Below are 15,629 nucleotides of genomic sequence, written 5' to 3'. Positions count from 1 at the left end.
ATGCTCAGTTGGTGACCTTGGTGCTGCCCACCAGCGTCGGCTTCTCGACGTAGTTCTCCGCGAAGATCTTCTTCAGGTTCTCGACCTTCGGGATGTCGTTATACGCAATATAGGGCTGGTTCGGGTGCAGCGTCAGATAGTCCTGGTGGTAGCCCTCCGCCGGATAGAAAGCCTCGAGCGCGCCGACCTTGGTGACGATCGGCTTCTTGTAGACCTTGGCCGCGTTGAGCTGGACGATATAGGCGTCCGCGACCTTCTTCTGCTCGTCGCTGGTGGTGAAGATCGCCGAGCGATATTGCGTGCCGGAATCCGGGCCCTGCCGGTTCAGCTGGGTCGGGTCGTGCACGACGGAAAAGAAGATCTGCAGGATCTTGCCGTAGGAGATCTTCTGCGGGTCGTACTTGATCTCGACCGATTCCGCATGGCCGGTGGTGCCGGTCGAGACCTTCTCGTAATCGGCGCTTGCCTTGCTGCCGCCGGAGTAGCCGGACACCGCGCTGACGATGCCGGCGGTGTGCTGGAATACGCCCTGCACACCCCAGAAGCAGCCGCCGGCCAGCACTGCGGTCTTGATGCCGGATTCCGGCGCGCTCGCGGCCGGCGCCGGGATGATCACGGCGTCCTCGGCGGCAAGCGAGGGCGCAACGGCAAAAGCTGTGACGGCCAGCGCGCCGATCGCGGCGGCGCACAGCGAGAGGCGGCTGAGGGAGCTTTTGGGCATGGGTTCCTCGTGGGATCGCAATTGGGGCCAGTCTAGAGCGGGAGCCGGCATTGGCCAATCAGGCCGGGTGGCTCCGACGCTTCAAAATACGGGCGAGGAGGCGTTTTGTTACGGCGCCGGCCACACGGTTTCGTGAGGGAAATGCTGGGGATTCTCCTCCCGTCGTCCCGGCTTTCGCCGGGACGACATCGGGTATGTTGCGTCATCGAGAGTCATACATTCACGGTCTCTCAGGATGACGGGTCTACAAGTGCGCGGCACGTCACACCACCACGCTCAGCCGCTTCGCCGCCCGCGTGATCCCCGTATACAGCCACCGCGCGCGCGAGTCCTGGAAGGCAAAGCTCTCGTCGAACAGCACGACGTCGTCCCATTGCGAGCCCTGCGACTTGTGCACGGTCAGCACATAGCCGTAGTCGAACTCGTCATAGGGCTTGCGCTGCTCCCACGGCACGCCCTCGACGCCGCCGTCGAAGCACTCGCCGCGCACCGAGACCTTGGTGACCTTGTAGCCGAAATCCTCGTCCGGCATCACGCGCATGGTGATGATCCTGGATTTGGACTGCGCGCGCGCCTTGACCCGCCACAGGCCGCCGTTGAACAGGCCCTTCTTGCGGTTGTTGCGCAGGCAGACCAGTTTGTCGCCGGCGACCGGCAGCGGATCCTCGATGTTCTGCCGCTGCCGCACCCGCATGTTGTAGGCGCGGCGGGTGTTGTTGCGGCCGACCAGCACCTGGTCGGCGCTCATCACGCGGTCCGGATCGAGCTCCTTGCGCGACACCACCTCGCTCTCGCCATGGCGGCCGATCTCGAGCTCGCGGCCCTCGCGGATGTCCATCGACATCCGCACGATCGGATCGTCCTGCGCCTGGCGGTGCACCTCGGTCAGCATCGCGTCGGGCTCGGCATCGGTGAAGAAGCCGCCGCCCTGGATCGGCGGCAATTGCGCGGGATCGCCGAGCACCAGCAGCGGGCAGTCGAACGACATCAAATCGCGGCCGAGTTCGGCGTCGACCATCGAGCACTCGTCGATCACGATCAGCTTGGCCTTTGATGCCGGCGCATCGTCCCAGAGCTCGAAGCTCGGCTGCTCGACGCCGGACTCGCGGGCGCGGTAGATCAGGGAATGGATCGTGGAGGCGCTGTCGCAGCCCTTGTTGCGCATGACGAGCGCCGCCTTGCCGGTGAAGGCCGCGAACTTCACCTCGCCGTCGACGCCTTCGGCGATGTGGCGGGCGAGCGTGGTCTTGCCGGTTCCGGCATAGCCGAACAGGCGGAACACCGGCGGCGTGCCGTTCTGGCCGGGCTTGGCCTTCAGCCAGTCGGCGACGGCTTTCAGCGCAGTGTCCTGATGCGGCGTGAAGGTGGTCATGGGCTTTCGGAAGAGTGAGCGCGCGACCGATAGCGCCGCGACTCAGGCCAGCACAAGCTAAACATTCATGCGTTCCGATCAAGCCGTCTCCCGCTGCGCGGAATTGGGGTTTCGCCCCCAAGGCTAGACTTGATCCGGAGCGCCACTAGACTGCCCCAAAACAACAAGCGGTCGAGACCACGACAAGTGGTCGAGCAAGCGACCTTGGGAGTGACTCCATGAAATTCGGCATCTTTTACGAGCTGCAACTGCCGCGCCCCTGGAACGACGGCGACGAGCTCAGGCTCTACCAGAACGCGCTGACGCAATTGGAAACCGCCGACCGGCTCGCTTACGACTACGCCTGGGTCGTGGAGCACCACTTCCTCGAGGAATATTCGCACTCGCCGGCGCCGGAATCCTTCCTTGCCGCCGCGAGCCAGCGCACCAAAAACATCCGGCTCGGCCACGGCATCTTCCAGCTCACCACCAATCATCCCGCCCGCGTCGCCGAGCGGGTCGCGGTGCTCGATCTCCTGAGCAACGGCCGCTGCGAGTTCGGCATGGGCGAGAGCGCCTCGATCACCGAGCTGACGCCGTTCGGCCGCGACATGGAGACCAAGCGCGAGGTGTTCGAGGAAGCCGTGCAAGCGATCTTCCCGATGTTCAACAAGGTCGGCACCGAGCATCACGGCAAGTATTTCGATATCCCGCTGCGCAATGTCGTGCCGAAGCCGGTGCAGAAGCCGCATCCGCCGCTCTGGATGGCATGCTCGCAATTGCCGACCATCGAACGCGCCGGGCAGAACGGGTTTGGCGCGCTCGGCTTTCAGTTCGTCAGCGCCGAGGCGGCGCATGCCTGGGTGCACGCCTATTACAACGCGATCACCAAGCGGCTGAACAAGCTGGCCGACTACGAGATCAATCCGAACATGGCGCTGGTCTCGTTCTTCATGTGCGCGAAGACCGACGAGGAAGCGCGCCGGCGCGCCGACGGCGCAACCTTCTTCCAGTTCGCGCTGCGCTATTACGGCCAGGCACAGAACCGGCAGCGGCCGGCGCCCGGCACCGTCAACATGTGGGACGAGTATAACAAGTGGAAGCGCGACAATCCGGAGGCGCAGGAGGCCGCGCTGCGCGGCGGCCTGATCGGCTCGCCGGAGACCTTGCGCAAGAAGCTGCGGCGCTTCCGCGCCTCGCATATCGATCAGGTGATCCTGCTCAACCAGGCCGGCAAGAACACCCATGAGCACATCTGCGAGTCGCTCGAGCTGTTCGCGAAGGAAGTGATGCCGGAGTTCCAGCACGATCCCGAGCACGAGGCCTGGAAGAAGGGCGTGCTCGACGGCTCGATCCAGCTCGAGGAGATCGACACCCAGGCGTTCACCGACCGCTATGGTAAACTCGCTGTCAATGTCGGCTCGAAGGCAGCAGCTGCGGGCTGATCAATTAATGCGCAGCCGCCTCGCGATCGCGTGAAGAAAATAATTCGCTACACGCGCTCGGAGCTTTAAAAGAAACGGCACGCGCGATGCCTGCACCGAAGTGCGGGCATCGCTATTTTTGTGCGGTGCTCGACAGCTTCATTCGCGCGCCCCATCATCCTGACATCGCATGATCGTGCAGCGCGATAGCGCGCTTGATCGTCAGGAGAGTTTGGAATGAAGCGTCGTGAGTTCCTCCAGCTGTCGCTCGTCACAGCCGCCGCCGCGCTGTCACGCGGTGCGAAGGCGCAGGCGGACGCGAAGGAAATTCGTATCGGCTACCAGAAGAACGGCGTGCTCGTTATCACGCGGCAGCGCGAGGCTTTGGAAAATCATTTCAAGCCGCAGGGCATCGGCGTGAAATGGGTCGAGTTCTCCTCGGGTCCGCCGATGATGGAAGCGATGAATGTCGGCAGCGTCGATTACGGCGCGGTCGGCGATTCCCCGCCGATCTTCGCGCAGGCCGCGGGCGCGGCCATCGTCTATGCCGCGGCTCAGCCCATCATCAATGGCTCCGGCATCCTGGTGCCGCAGAATTCGGCGATCGCGTCAATTGCCGATCTCAAGGGCAAGCGCGTCGGCTTCACCAAGGGATCGAGCGCGCATAATGTCGTGATCCAGACGCTGGAGAAGGCCGGGCTCACCTATGACGACATCACGCCGGTCTATCTGACGCCGCCGGACGCCGGTCCCGCCTTCGCCAATGGCGGCATCGATGCCTGGGCGATCTGGGACCCGTATTTCGCGATCGCCGAGACCAGGCAGAACGGTCGCATTCTGGTCAAGACGCGCGACATCACCAAGACCAATTCGTTCTACATCGCCAACCGCGACTTCGCCCGCAATCGCGGCGCGATCCTGCAGCAGATCGTCGATGTCACGACGTCGAGCGCGGCATGGGCGCAGGCGCATCCCGATGAGGTCGCCAAATCGCTCGCCGCCGTCACCGGCGTGCCGCTCGATATCCAGACCATCGCGGCGAAGCGGGCGGGCTTCTCGGTCGGACCCGTGACCGACGACATCATCGCGACCCAGCAGGGCGTCGCCGACCGCTTCTTCAAGCTCGGCCTGATCCCGAAGCAGATCGCGATCCGCGACATCGTCTGGCGCAATCCCCAGACCTGATCGGCGCGCGTTTGGTCATTTCAATGCAGAGGATAGTCCCATGACGCGTTTATTTCGACGCTGGGTCGCTCGCGCGGTGCTGTCGCTCAGCATCGTCGCCGCAACCGTCAGCGCCTCCTACGGCCAGGAGAAGGTCGTCCGCATCGGTTACCAGAAATACGGCAAGCTGGTGCTGCTCAAGAGCAAGGGCTCGCTCGAGGAAAAGCTGAAGGTGGTCGGCACCAAGGTGGTGTGGACCGAGTTTCCGTCCGGGCCGCCGCTGCTCGAGGCGCTCAATGTCGGCGCGATCGATTTCGGCAACACCGGCGAGGCGCCGCCGATCTTCGCGCAGGCCGCCAGCGCGCCGATCCAGTATGTCGCCTATGAGCCGCCGGCGCCGAAGGGCGAGGCGATCCTGGTGCCGAAGGACAGCGCGATCAAGTCGGTCGCTGACCTGAAGGGCAAGAAGGTCGCGCTGAACAAGGGCTCCAACGTCCACTATCTGCTGGTGAAGGCGCTGGAGAAGGCCGGCGTCAAATATTCCGAGATCGAGCCGGTGTTCCTGGCGCCGGCCGATGCGCGCGCGGCGTTCGAGCGCGGCGCCGTCGATGCCTGGGTGATCTGGGATCCGTTCCAGGCCGCGGCGGAGGCTGCGACCGGCGCCCGCACCGTCGCCGACGGCACCGGCATCGTTGCGAACTATCAGTTCTACTTCGCCTCGAAGAAATTCCTGCAGGCCGATCCGAATATCGTCGAGCTCGTGCTGGCGCAGCTGAGCGAGGTCGATGACTGGGCCAAGGGCGATATCCACGCCGTTGCCGAGCAGCTGGCGCCGAGCATCGGCCTGTCGGTGCCGGTGGTCGAGGTCGCGTTGAAGCGGCAGGCCTACGGCATCAAGCCGGTCACCGATGCAGTGGTCGCGGACCAGCAGCAGGTCGCCGACACGTTCTTCGCGCTCGGCCTGATCCCGAAACAAATCAAGATTTCCGACGTCGCATGGAGGCCGGGCACGTGAGCAACCCAACCAACGCCAACATCCTCTGGTTCCTGCCGACCCACGGCGACAGCCGCTATCTCGGCACGTCGATCGGCGGCCGCGAGGTGAACTTCAATTATCTGCGCCAGATCGCGCAGGCCGCGGACCAGCTCGGCTATTACGGCGTGCTGCTGCCGACCGGGCGGAGCTGCGAGGATTCCTGGGTGGTGGCGTCGGCTGTTGCGCCCTGGACCGAACGCCTGCGCTATCTCGTGGCGGTGAGGCCCGGCCTGCAGTCGCCGAGCGTCGCCGCACGGATGACCGCGACGCTGGACCGGCTGTCGAACGGCCGCCTTCTGATCAACGTCGTCACCGGCGGCGATCCGATCGAGAACAAGGGCGACGGCATTTTCCTCGATCATGACGAACGCTACGCGGTGACCCGCGAGTTCCTCAACGTCTACAGCGATCTGCTGGCGGGCAAGACCGTCAATGTCGAAGGCAAGCACATAAGGATCGAGGACGGCCGCCTGCTGTTCAATCCGGTGCAGTCGCCGCGGCCGCCGCTGTATTTCGGCGGCTCCTCGGATGCCGGCATCGACGTCGCGGTCGACACCGTCGACAAATATCTGACCTGGGGCGAGCCGCCGGCGCAGGTCGCCGAGAAGATCGCCAAGGTGAAGGCGGTAGCGGCGCAGCGCGGCCGCAAGCTCTCGTTCGGCATCCGCCTGCATGTGATCGTGCGCGAGACCAACGCGGAGGCGTGGCGCGCCGCCGACGAGCTGATCCAGTACGTCACCGACGACACGGTGGCCGCCGCGCAAAAGATCTTTGCGCGGATGGATTCGGTCGGCCAGCAGCGCATGGCGCAGCTCCATGGCGGCCGCCGCGACCAGCTCGAGATCAGCCCGAACCTGTGGGCCGGCGTCGGCCTGGTGCGCGGCGGGGCCGGCACCGCGCTGGTCGGCGATCCCGAGACCGTCGCCGCGCGGATCAAGGAGTATCAGGAGATCGGCGTCGATACCTTCATCATGTCGGGCTACCCGCATCTCGAGGAAGCCTATCGCTTCGCCGAATTGGTGTTCCCGCTGTTGTCGCTGGCGCAGGGCGGCAACGTGACGCCGATCCGCGTCAACACCGGGCCGTTCGGCGAGACTATCGGCAACGACTACCGTCCGCAGAAGCAGGCATCGCAATCATGAGTCTCATCGACAGTCTCCCGCGCCGCAAAGCGTTTTCGAGCGAAGTGGATGCCGGTTCGCGTGAAGAAAACGCGTCAAAACAAAAATCTGGAGCTCCGTTCCGATCCCATCGGAACGGAAACAGCTCCAGCGCGCCGAAACTCCCGAAGGTCGATGGCTTGATCCCCTGGATCGTGCCGCTGGCGATCGTGCTGGTGTGGCAGCTTGCCTGCGTCACCGGCTACGTGCCCTCGCGGGTGTTGCCGGCGCCGACTGACGTGGCGGTGGCGGGATGGAAGCTGCTGCTGTCCGGCGAACTGGTCCGCAACATCTGGGTCAGCTTCTGGCGCGCCTCGATCGGCTTCTTGATCGGCGGCGGCATCGGCTTTGCGTTCGGTCTCGCCAACGGGCTGTCGCAGCTGTCGGCAAAACTCACCGACACCACCTTGCAGATGGTGCGCAATATTCCGCATTTGGCGCTGATCCCGCTCGTCATCCTGTGGTTCGGCATCGACGAGTCGGCAAAGCTGTTCCTGGTTGCGCTCGGCGTGTTCTTTCCGATCTATCTCAACACGCTGCACGGCATCCGCACCGTCGATCCGCAGCTGATCGAGATGGGCCGCATCTACGGTATGACCGACGGTGAGCTGTTCCGCCGGGTGATCTTCCCGGGCGCGCTGCCCTCGATCTTCGTCGGGCTGCGCTTCGCGCTCGGCATCATGTGGCTGACGTTGATCGTCGCCGAGACCATCGCGGCCTCGTCGGGCCTCGGCTACATGGCGATGCAGGCGCGCGAGTTCATGTTGATCGACGTCGTCGTGCTCTCGATCCTGATCTACGCCTTGCTCGGCAAGCTCGCCGACAGCGCCTCGCGGGCGCTGGAGCGGCTGACCCTGTCGTGGCATCCCGCCTTCCAGAAGAAGTGAGAATGAGAATGCAAGAAGCGCTTCGTTTCGAAACCGCTGAAGCCGAGCCGGTCGACCGCACCGAGATCGTCGTGAAGGCGAGACAGTTGCGGCGCGTGCCGGAAGGCGCGGCCCGCGGCCTGTCGCTGACCATCCGCGGCCTGCGCAAGGCGTTCGGCGACAACGAGGTGCTGCGCGGCATCGACCTGCACATCCCGGCCGGCCAGTTCGTCGCGATCGTCGGCCGCAGCGGCTGCGGCAAGAGCACGCTGCTGCGTCTGATCGCCGGCCTCGACGCGCCGACGGCGGGAAGCATCGCGTTCGGCGAGCCGCCGCGGGCGCAGGACGTCCGCGTCATGTTCCAGGAGCCGCGGCTGCTGCCCTGGGCGCGGGTGCTGTCCAATGTCGAGGTCGGGCTGGGGCGCGAGCGTGCCTCCGCCGACGCACAGGCGCGCGCCGAGCGCGCGCTGGTCGAGGTCGGACTCGGCGACAAGCGCACGCAGTGGCCGTCGGTGCTCTCGGGCGGGCAGAAGCAGCGCGTCGCCCTGGCGCGGGCGCTGGTCAGCCAGCCCCGCGTGCTGGCATTCGACGAACCGCTCGGCGCACTCGACGCGCTGACCCGGATCTCGATGCAGCAATTGCTGGAACGGGTTTGGCGCGATCAGGGCTTCACCGCGATCCTGGTGACGCACGACGTCGCCGAGGCGGTCGCGCTCGCCGACCGCGTGCTGGTCATCGAGGACGGCCGCATCGCCGAGGACGTCGCGATCGACCTGCCGCGGCCGCGCCGGCGCGGGTCGGCCGAACTCGCTGCGCTGGAGGGCGAGATCCTGAAGCATCTGCTCGAAGGCAGCGAAGACAGTCTGTGAGGTCGCCATGAATTCCGTCGTCCGCAATGTTTCGATCGAGCCCGCGGTTGCGGCCGCCGAATTCCGCGGCGCGATGCGTCACCTCACCGGCGGCGTCAGCGTGATCACGGCCGGCCGGGCCAAGGATATCTCGGGAATGACGGTGACCTCGGTGTCGTCGCTGTCGGTCGAGCCGCCGTCCTTGATCGTCAGCATCAACCGGGCGGCCTCGTCATGGCCGCTGATCGCGCGCCACGGCGTGTTCGGCGTCAACATCCTGGCCGCGGATCAGCGCGACATCGCCGAGCGCTTCACCGGCAAGGGCGGCCTGAAGGGCGCGGACCGCTTCACCGGAGCCGAGTGGACGACGCGTGCGTCAGGCGTCCCGCTGCTGGTCGGCGCGCTTGCCGCGGTTGATTGCGAGGTCGAGGAGACCATCGAACGGCATTCGCACGTGATCGTCATCGGCCGCGTGCTCGACGTGATTGCGTCCGAGCGTACCGCCGCGCTGGCGTATTGGCACGGCGAGTATGTCGCGATCGACCATGAGGAAGACGCCGCACGGCTGGCTGAGGTCAGCCTGCCGTCGCGTCATGTTCATGTGCGAGGGCCGCGTTAGCGCGCCGTGCTTATCCGGATCGGACTTTAGAAAACTGCGCTCAGCGATGCCGGGCTGTCGATGATCACATTGCTGCCGCGGACGCCAGCCCATACAGCCTGGACGGTCTGAGCTGCATTGGCCAGCGGAATGCCAACGACGAGTGTGGTCGGGATACGGCCAAAGCTCGACGGGGTCTCGTTATAGGTGAAGCTTGCGACGACCGGCGAGACCGTGCCATTGACGGTGACTCCGAACACGCCGCCCGGAATATCGTTGCCCGTGGCGTAGGGATTCGGAACGTTAAGGGTGATGATCGCGGTGGTGCCGACGCCCTCCGGAATCGTCAGGCTGAGGCCTTGCATCGGCGTTAAAGTCGCGGAGGTCGTGGACAGGGTGCCGCTGGTCTGCGCATAAAGGGCCATATCACTCTCCAGTTGTCTAATAATGTAAACGCAATAGGAGATTGAATAAGGCAACCTGCCGCAAGATTCAAGGGATGAACGGCGCCGAGGCCGGCGCGGCACGTTGGCCGTGGCGCTTTCCCAATCGGCGCATTAAATGGCGCGGATGTTTCGGAGAGGTGATCGTTGGATGAAGCGCGTGGGAACCTGGCTGTTCTACATCGTCGGTGCGATCGCCGTCGCCTATCTCGCGCTCTATGCCTATGTGACGTTCACGGGCCGCGACATCACGCCGGGCGATCCGATCCGGATCTTCCGCAAGCCCGACGCGCCCAGCTATTCGTGAGGCGAGGCAAGCGGCGGGACTTGCCGCCACCAGGGTTTCTCAGCCGGCGTTCGCCATGCGCTGATAGTCGGGCGCGCCATTGCCGGCCGGGGTGATCGGGATGCCGCCGTCGGCATATTCGTTCAGCTTGTTGCGCAGCGTGCGGATCGAGATGCCGAGGATGTTGGCGGCATGGGTGCGGTTGCCGAGGCAGTGCTTCAGCGTTTCCAGGATCAGGTCGCGCTCGACATCGGCGACGGTGCGGCCGACCAGCGCGCGGGTGACCTGCTCGGCGGCCAGCGTAGCGTGCGCGACCGCGGGCGCGGTCTTGGCAAGGTCGAGGCGGTCGCCGTCGGGGGTCAGGATCGCGTCAGCGCCGATCTCGTCGCCCTGCGCCATCAGGACCGAGCGATGGATAGTGTTCTCGAGCTCGCGGACGTTGCCCTGCCAGCGGTTCGCGGTCAGGACGCGGCGGGCATCAGTCGAGATCGGACGCACCGGCATGCCGTTGGCCTCGGCATATTTCCTGGCGAAGTGCTGCGCCAGCTCGAGGATGTCGGCCGGGCGGTCGCGCAGCGGCGGAATCTTCAGGTTGACGACGTTGAGGCGGAACAGCAGGTCCTCGCGGAAGGTGCCTTCGCGCACCGCCTCCGAGAGGTTGCGGTTCGAGGTCGCGATGATGCGGATGTCGACCGGGACCGGCTTGGTGCCGCCGACGCGGTCGATCACGCGCTCCTGGATCGCGCGCAGCAGCTTGGACTGCAGCCGCACGTCCATCTCGGAGATTTCGTCGAGCAGCAGCGTGCCGCCGGTCGCTTCCTCGAACTTGCCGATGCGGCGGGCGACCGCGCCGGTGAAGGCGCCCTTCTCATGGCCGAACAGCTCGGATTCAAGGAGGTGCTCGGGGATCGCGGCGCAGTTGATCGAGATGAACGGCCGCTTGGCGCGGGCCGAGCGGGAATGGACGTAGCGCGCCAGCACTTCCTTGCCGGTGCCGGACTCGCCGGTGATCATGACGGAGGCGTCCGAGCCCGCGATCTGCTGCGCCAGCTTGATCACCCGGCCCATCGCCTCGTCGCGGTAGATCAAATCGCGCGCGTCATTGGCGACCGCGGCCAGCACCGCTGCGATCAACTCGGGGTCCGGCGGCAGCGGGATGTATTCCTTGGCGCCGGCATGGATCGCGGCGACCGCGGCGCGGGCGTCGTTGGAGATGCCGCAGGCGACGATCGGCACGTGGATGTGCTCGGCTTCGAGCCGCATCACGAGGTCGCGGATGTCGAGGCCGACATCGACCAGCAGGAGGTCGGCGCCCTTGCCGCCGCGCAGCACGTTCATCGCCTGTTCGGCGGCCTCGGCGTGGGTCACCGAGGCGCCGTTGTCCATCGCGATCTTGGTCGCGGTCGTGAGCTGGCCCTTCAGGGTGCCAACGATGAGAAGCCGCATGATGATCTCCTGTTCGTCTGGTCGCGCAGGTCCCGCGCGTGACCGCCTGAGTTGTTAAGAGCGTTCTGCCTTGATGATTTCGGTCATGGTCACGCCGAGCTTGTCTTCCACCAGCACCACTTCGCCACGTGCCACCAGGCGGTTGTTGACGTAGATGTCGATCGCCTCGCCGACGCGGCGGTCGAGCTCAAGCACGGTGCCCGGTCCGAGCTTCAAGAGGTCGCCGACGTCCATCTTGGAGCGGCCAAGCACCGCCGAGACCTGCACCGGCACGTCGAACACGGCCTCGAGATCGGCCGCGATGCGCGCGGCATGTTCGTCTTCGTTGTAGCCGATGTCGTCGATGGTGGGCGCGTCGGCGGAGTTGAGATCGGGAAGCGGGACTTGGGTGTCGGTGTCGGTCATGGTTCAGCCCTCAATCGCCTTCAGCCGGCCTGGCCGCGGGACGCCAGATAGCGCCCGACGAGTTCGTTGATCTTGCCTTCGATCGCGGCGCGTTCCAGCACGACGCCGCCATCGGCCCATTCGATCCGGCAGTCGCCGGTCGCAATCGTCGGCTCGGCCAGGATCACCAGCCGGCCCTGAAAGCCGGAATGCGCCGCCATCCGCTCGATATTGTCATGCGCCGCCTCGTAGAGCGCGTCGTTGATGCGGACCACGAGATGCGGCGTCGCCACCAGATGCGAGAAGCAGTCGGAGACCAGCGCGGTGATCTCGCCGAGCGGCTCGCGCGCGATCAGCTCGGAACAAAGCTTGCGGGCGACCGCCACCGCGACGTCCACCGCCTCGGTCTCCATCCGCGTCTCGATGCCGGCGAAGCGCGCCGCGATGCCCTTGATCGCGGTGCCGATCTCCTCCAACGCCTGCGCGGCGCGGCGGTCGCTCTCGACCTTGGCCTCGCGCAGCGCGGCCTCGTAGCCGGCGCGATAGGCCCGCGCCTCGGCGTCGGCGACCTTCTGCGCGACCTCGGCCGGCGTCGGCGCGCGTTCGCGTGCGCGGTCCGGCGCCGAGAAATCCGTGTCGAACAGGAATTTTGCGGGCGCGGCCATCAATACACCAGCTCGTCGTCGGCGCGGTTCTTGGTCAGCGTGATCTCGCCGCGGGCGGCGAGATCCTTGGCGAGGTTGACCAGAAGCGCCTGCGCCTCGTCGACGTCGCGCAGCCGCACCGGGCCCATCGCGGCCATGTCGTCCATCAGCATCTTGCCGGCGCGCGAGGACATGTTGCCGAGGAAGAAGCTGCGTACCTCCTCGTTGGCGCTCTTCAGCGCGACGCCGAGCTTGTCCTTGTCGATGTTGCGCATCAGCGTCTGGGCCGAGGCGGTATCGAGCTTGATCAAATCGTCGAAGGTGAACATCAGCGCCTTGATGCGCTCGGCGGATTCGCGGTTTTCCTCTTCCAGCGAGGTGATGAAGCGGGTCTCGGTCTGGCGGTCGAAATTGTTGAAGATCTCGGCCATCACCTCATGGGCGTCGCGGCGGCGGGTCTGCGACAGGTTCGACATGAACTCGGTGCGCAGCGTCTGCTCGACGCGCTCGATGACTTCCTTCTGCACGGCTTCCATCCGCAGCATGCGGCCGACCACGTCGAGGGCGATGTCCTCGGGCAGGATCGCGAGCACGCGCGCGGCGTGCTCCGGCTTCAGCTTCGACAGCACCACGGCGATGGTCTGCGGGTATTCGTTCTTGAGGTAGTTGGCGAGCACCTCTTCCTGCACGTTGGAGAGCTTCTCCCACATGTTGCGGCCGGCCGGGCCGCGGATCTCGTCCATGATGCCGGAGACGCGCTCGGCCGGCAGGTATTGCTGAAGCAGCCGTTCGGTGGCGTCGAAATTGCCCATCAGCGCGCCGGAGGCCGACATCCGCGAGACGAATTCCAGCATCAAGTCCTCGACCACGTCGGCTTCGACGGTGCCGAGGGTCGACATGTGGACCGACAGCTCGCGGACTTCCTCGTCGTCGAGCATCGACCAGATCTTGCCGCCATACTGCTCGCCGAGTGCGAGCATCAGGATTGCCGCGCGCTTGGGGCCGGGTAGCGGCTTGCCCTTGGGCCGGGCGCTTTGCCGGTTCGCCAGCGTCGAGAGGACGGTGGCGATGTCGTTGGCGTTGGTGGTCTGGGGTACGGCGGCCATGTCAGTTCTCTACCGGCTCGCTCAGCCATTGACGGACGATGGAGACGGTTTCGTTCGGATTGCGTTCGGCGAGCTCGCCGACCCGGTGCACGGCCTGGGCGTGGACCTGGCCCTGGATCTGGGCGACGTCGATCAATTGCGCTGCGCCGCTGCCGCTCGGGATCAGCGCCTGACCCGGCGTTGCGGCGCTCTCGGCATGGGCTTGCGCCAGCGCGGGCATGCCCGCGCCGGTCAGCGCCGGAATGACGTCGGCCGCCACGATGCGCTTGACCAGCGGGCGGACCACCATGAACAGCACGACGAGGCCGAGCATCATCATGACGCCGAGCTCGATGACGTACATCACGTCATCCTTGGTGAACTGCAGCATGCCGAGCAGGCCGGTCGGCTCGGCGATCGGCTGCGCGGCGGGCGGCTCGGCGAAGCGCAGGTTGACGACCTCGACCTGGTCGCCGCGCTTCTGGTCGAAGCCGATCGCGGAGCGGACCAAAGCGGCGATGCGGTCGAGCTGCTCCTTGGTGCGGTCCTGATAGACCAGCTCGCCTTTTTCGTTCTTGGAGTAGCTGCCGTCGACCAGCACCGCGACCGAGATGCGGTTGACGCGGCCGGCCTCGGTCACCTCGGTCTTGGTGGTGCGGGAAATCTCGTAATTGTTGGTCTCTTCGCTCTTCTTGCTCTGGTCGCGGGCGCGGGCGGCGTTGTCCTGGTTCTGGCTGCCCGGCAGCTCGTTGGCGACGGTGACCTGGCCGGAATTGTCGGCGGTGAGGCTACTTTCCTCGCGGGTCTGGGTCGAGCGCAGCACCCGTCCTTCGGGATCGAACTTGTCCGAGGTCTGGGTGATCTTGTTGTAGTCGAAGTCGGCGGAGAGCTGGACGCGGGCGCGGCCGGCGCCGACCACCGAGGAGACGATGTCCTCGACCTGCTTGCGCATCCGCTTCTCGAAGGCGGCGCGGCGCTCGTCGCCGACCGCGGCGTCGGCATCGGACTGGGCGCCGTCGGCGAGCAGTTGCCCGGCCTCGTCGACGATCGAGACCCGCTGCGGCTTCAGCCCGTTGACCGCGGAGGCGACGACGTGGCGGATCGCCCGGATCTGCTGCGGCTCCAGCGCGCCGCGCACCCTGAGCACGATCGAAGCTGATGGTTCAGGCGTCTCGCGCGAGAACAGCGGCTTCTCCGGCAGTACCAGATGGACGCGCGCGGCCTGGACGCGGTCGATGGCGCGGATGGTGCGGGCGAGCTCGCCCTCCAGCGCCCGCAGATGATTGATGTTCTGGACGAAGCTCGTGGTGCCCAGGGCATCCGACTTGTCGAAGATCTCGTAGCCGACGCCGCCGCCCTTGGGCATGCCGCCCTCGGCGAGCTTCATCCTGAGCCGCGTCACCTTGTCCTTCGGCACCATGATCGCAGCGCCGTCATTGCGCAGCTCGAACGGGATCGCCTGGCGCTCCAGCTCCTTGATGATTCCAGAAGAATCCTCGGTCGACAGGTCGGTGAAGAGGGTGGTCATCTGTGGCGTCGTGACGCGCATGATGACGAAGGCGAAGAAGCCGATCAGAGCCGCGGTGACCGCAACCATGGCCGCGAGGCGGGCCGCACCAAGACCTCTCAGGAAAGCAACCAGACTTTGCACCAACGGCCCCCAGGGATTCGGCCCGCGCGGGTCCGACTGGGCAAATATTGCCTAGGGTATGGTTTCCATATGGTTAACGAAGGTTAAGGACCGCGGCAAAATCGCGGACATGAAAAAAACCGGCTTCGCAAGGCGAGGCCGGTTTTCGTCAAATGCCACAGGATCGGCGCCGAATTACTGCCGATATTGCTGGATTCGGGTGGTGCGCAGCCCGGCCAGACCGTGCTGGTCGATCGAGAACTGCCAGGAAAGGAATTCATCGACGGTCAATGTGTAGCGGCTGCAGGCCTCCTCGAGGGAGAGCAGGCCGCCGCGGACCGCAGCGACGACTTCGGCCTTGCGGCGGATGACCCACCGTTTGGTACCGGGGGCCGGCAAATCCGCAATCGTTAACGGGCTGCCGTCAGGCCCGATGACGTATTTCACCCTCGGGCGATGGGGTTCTGTCATGGCGTACTCACAAACTCTCAACCACTGAACTCGCAAGGGGTAAGCTACGCCTCCCGGTTTAAAATTTGCCTA

At 65.5% G+C, this 15,629-nt stretch carries 17 protein-coding genes; 8 read left to right on the top strand and 9 right to left on the bottom strand.

The window, feature by feature from the left end:
- Positions 1–4: 4 nt before the first annotated feature.
- Both msrA and ACVMDN_RS31480 read right to left on the bottom strand, forming a co-directional pair.
- Entirely contained in the window at positions 5–721 is a 717-nt protein-coding gene (gene msrA / locus ACVMDN_RS31485) for a peptide-methionine (S)-S-oxide reductase MsrA (protein WP_076829991.1), read from the bottom strand.
- 262 nt (positions 722–983) lie between these two features.
- Positions 984–2,093 carry an ATP-dependent DNA helicase gene (locus tag ACVMDN_RS31480; protein WP_057017316.1) on the bottom strand — a complete coding sequence of 370 codons (1,110 nt, stop codon included), beginning with the start codon at positions 2,091–2,093 and terminating at the stop codon, positions 984–986.
- 218 nt (positions 2,094–2,311) lie between these two features.
- Here ACVMDN_RS31480 and ACVMDN_RS31475 point away from each other — a divergent pair, with 218 nt between their 5' ends.
- From ACVMDN_RS31475 to ACVMDN_RS31445, 7 genes are all read left to right on the top strand, one after another.
- Positions 2,312–3,517 carry an LLM class flavin-dependent oxidoreductase gene (locus ACVMDN_RS31475; protein WP_076829994.1) on the top strand — a complete coding sequence of 402 codons (1,206 nt, stop codon included), beginning with the start codon at positions 2,312–2,314 and terminating at the stop codon, positions 3,515–3,517.
- 216 nt (positions 3,518–3,733) lie between these two features.
- The gene (locus ACVMDN_RS31470; RefSeq protein ID WP_141342577.1) at positions 3,734–4,681 is read left to right on the top strand and encodes a sulfonate ABC transporter substrate-binding protein; all 948 of its coding nucleotides are present in this window, start codon (positions 3,734–3,736) and stop codon (positions 4,679–4,681) included.
- 40 nt (positions 4,682–4,721) lie between these two features.
- Positions 4,722–5,675 carry a sulfonate ABC transporter substrate-binding protein gene (locus tag ACVMDN_RS31465; protein WP_076830001.1) on the top strand — a complete coding sequence of 318 codons (954 nt, stop codon included), beginning with the start codon at positions 4,722–4,724 and terminating at the stop codon, positions 5,673–5,675.
- Entirely contained in the window at positions 5,657–6,838 is a 1,182-nt protein-coding gene (gene ssuD / locus ACVMDN_RS31460) for an FMNH2-dependent alkanesulfonate monooxygenase (RefSeq protein WP_141342576.1), read from the top strand. Before ACVMDN_RS31465 ends, ssuD begins: the two co-directional genes overlap by 19 nt.
- 158 nt (positions 6,839–6,996) lie before the next feature.
- Positions 6,997–7,743, top strand: coding sequence for an ABC transporter permease subunit (locus ACVMDN_RS31455; protein WP_057017321.1), 747 nt, complete (start codon positions 6,997–6,999; stop codon positions 7,741–7,743).
- An 8-nt stretch (positions 7,744–7,751) separates the two neighbouring features.
- Entirely contained in the window at positions 7,752–8,591 is an 840-nt protein-coding gene (locus ACVMDN_RS31450; protein WP_076830004.1) for an ATP-binding cassette domain-containing protein, read from the top strand.
- Positions 8,592–8,598: 7 nt separating this feature from the next.
- Positions 8,599–9,189 (top strand): flavin reductase family protein, encoded by a 591-nt coding sequence (locus ACVMDN_RS31445; RefSeq protein WP_016844336.1) that lies wholly within the window; start codon positions 8,599–8,601, stop codon positions 9,187–9,189.
- A gap of 26 nt (positions 9,190–9,215) precedes the next feature.
- On the opposite strand, the gene ACVMDN_RS31440 is transcribed toward ACVMDN_RS31445, so the two are convergent.
- Positions 9,216–9,593, bottom strand: a complete 378-nt coding sequence (locus ACVMDN_RS31440) for a hypothetical protein (protein ID WP_016844337.1) — start codon at positions 9,591–9,593, stop codon at positions 9,216–9,218.
- 169 nt (positions 9,594–9,762) lie between these two features.
- On the opposite strand from ACVMDN_RS31440, the gene ACVMDN_RS31435 reads away from it, so the two are divergent.
- Entirely contained in the window at positions 9,763–9,918 is a 156-nt protein-coding gene (locus ACVMDN_RS31435; RefSeq protein ID WP_028333460.1) for a hypothetical protein, read from the top strand.
- Between the two features lie 39 nt (positions 9,919–9,957).
- Here the strand turns inward: ACVMDN_RS31435 and flbD are convergent, their stop codons facing one another.
- The 6 genes from flbD to sciP all read right to left on the bottom strand — a co-directional run bounded on the left by flbD (position 9,958) and on the right by sciP (position 15,557).
- Positions 9,958–11,343 (bottom strand): sigma-54-dependent transcriptional regulator FlbD, encoded by a 1,386-nt coding sequence (gene flbD / locus ACVMDN_RS31430; RefSeq protein WP_076830007.1) that lies wholly within the window; start codon positions 11,341–11,343, stop codon positions 9,958–9,960.
- A gap of 54 nt (positions 11,344–11,397) precedes the next feature.
- Complete coding sequence (gene fliN, locus ACVMDN_RS31425; RefSeq protein ID WP_028333458.1) at positions 11,398–11,748, bottom strand: flagellar motor switch protein FliN; 351 nt, start codon at positions 11,746–11,748, stop codon at positions 11,398–11,400.
- Positions 11,749–11,768: 20 nt separating this feature from the next.
- Positions 11,769–12,392, bottom strand: a complete 624-nt coding sequence (locus tag ACVMDN_RS31420) for a FliH/SctL family protein (RefSeq protein WP_018273553.1) — start codon at positions 12,390–12,392, stop codon at positions 11,769–11,771.
- Positions 12,392–13,477 (bottom strand): flagellar motor switch protein FliG, encoded by a 1,086-nt coding sequence (fliG, locus tag ACVMDN_RS31415; protein WP_018273552.1) that lies wholly within the window; start codon positions 13,475–13,477, stop codon positions 12,392–12,394. The genes ACVMDN_RS31420 and fliG overlap by 1 nt, the downstream gene beginning before the upstream one ends.
- Before the next feature lies 1 nt (position 13,478).
- Entirely contained in the window at positions 13,479–15,107 is a 1,629-nt protein-coding gene (fliF, locus tag ACVMDN_RS31410; RefSeq protein ID WP_076830107.1) for a flagellar basal-body MS-ring/collar protein FliF, read from the bottom strand.
- A 174-nt stretch (positions 15,108–15,281) separates the two neighbouring features.
- Positions 15,282–15,557 (bottom strand): CtrA inhibitor SciP, encoded by a 276-nt coding sequence (gene sciP, locus ACVMDN_RS31405; RefSeq protein WP_002714638.1) that lies wholly within the window; start codon positions 15,555–15,557, stop codon positions 15,282–15,284.
- Between the last annotated feature and the right edge of the window lie 72 nt (positions 15,558–15,629).

The sequence above is a fragment of the Bradyrhizobium sp. USDA 4510 genome (genome assembly GCF_054059095.1).
The sequence above is the reverse complement of the archived record's forward strand: the minus strand, read 5'-3'. Positions and strand labels throughout refer to the sequence as shown.

What these genes read in the sequence shown, in the direction of transcription:
- msrA (WP_076829991.1), bottom strand. Translation starts at nt 721, where the DNA reads ATGCCCAAAAGCTCCCTCAGCCGCCTCTCGCTGTGCGCCGCCGCGATC.
- ACVMDN_RS31480 (WP_057017316.1), bottom strand. Translation starts at nt 2,093, where the DNA reads ATGACCACCTTCACGCCGCATCAGGACACTGCGCTGAAAGCCGTCGCC.
- ACVMDN_RS31475 (WP_076829994.1), top strand. Translation starts at nt 2,312, where the DNA reads ATGAAATTCGGCATCTTTTACGAGCTGCAACTGCCGCGCCCCTGGAAC.
- ACVMDN_RS31470 (WP_141342577.1), top strand. Translation starts at nt 3,734, where the DNA reads ATGAAGCGTCGTGAGTTCCTCCAGCTGTCGCTCGTCACAGCCGCCGCC.
- ACVMDN_RS31465 (WP_076830001.1), top strand. Translation starts at nt 4,722, where the DNA reads ATGACGCGTTTATTTCGACGCTGGGTCGCTCGCGCGGTGCTGTCGCTC.
- ssuD (WP_141342576.1), top strand. Translation starts at nt 5,657, where the DNA reads ATGGAGGCCGGGCACGTGAGCAACCCAACCAACGCCAACATCCTCTGG.
- ACVMDN_RS31450 (WP_076830004.1), top strand. Translation starts at nt 7,752, where the DNA reads ATGCAAGAAGCGCTTCGTTTCGAAACCGCTGAAGCCGAGCCGGTCGAC.
- ACVMDN_RS31445 (WP_016844336.1), top strand. Translation starts at nt 8,599, where the DNA reads ATGAATTCCGTCGTCCGCAATGTTTCGATCGAGCCCGCGGTTGCGGCC.
- ACVMDN_RS31440 (WP_016844337.1), bottom strand. Translation starts at nt 9,593, where the DNA reads ATGGCCCTTTATGCGCAGACCAGCGGCACCCTGTCCACGACCTCCGCG.
- ACVMDN_RS31435 (WP_028333460.1), top strand. Translation starts at nt 9,763, where the DNA reads ATGAAGCGCGTGGGAACCTGGCTGTTCTACATCGTCGGTGCGATCGCC.
- flbD (WP_076830007.1), bottom strand. Translation starts at nt 11,343, where the DNA reads ATGCGGCTTCTCATCGTTGGCACCCTGAAGGGCCAGCTCACGACCGCG.
- fliN (WP_028333458.1), bottom strand. Translation starts at nt 11,748, where the DNA reads ATGACCGACACCGACACCCAAGTCCCGCTTCCCGATCTCAACTCCGCC.
- ACVMDN_RS31420 (WP_018273553.1), bottom strand. Translation starts at nt 12,392, where the DNA reads ATGGCCGCGCCCGCAAAATTCCTGTTCGACACGGATTTCTCGGCGCCG.
- fliG (WP_018273552.1), bottom strand. Translation starts at nt 13,477, where the DNA reads ATGGCCGCCGTACCCCAGACCACCAACGCCAACGACATCGCCACCGTC.
- sciP (WP_002714638.1), bottom strand. Translation starts at nt 15,557, where the DNA reads ATGACAGAACCCCATCGCCCGAGGGTGAAATACGTCATCGGGCCTGAC.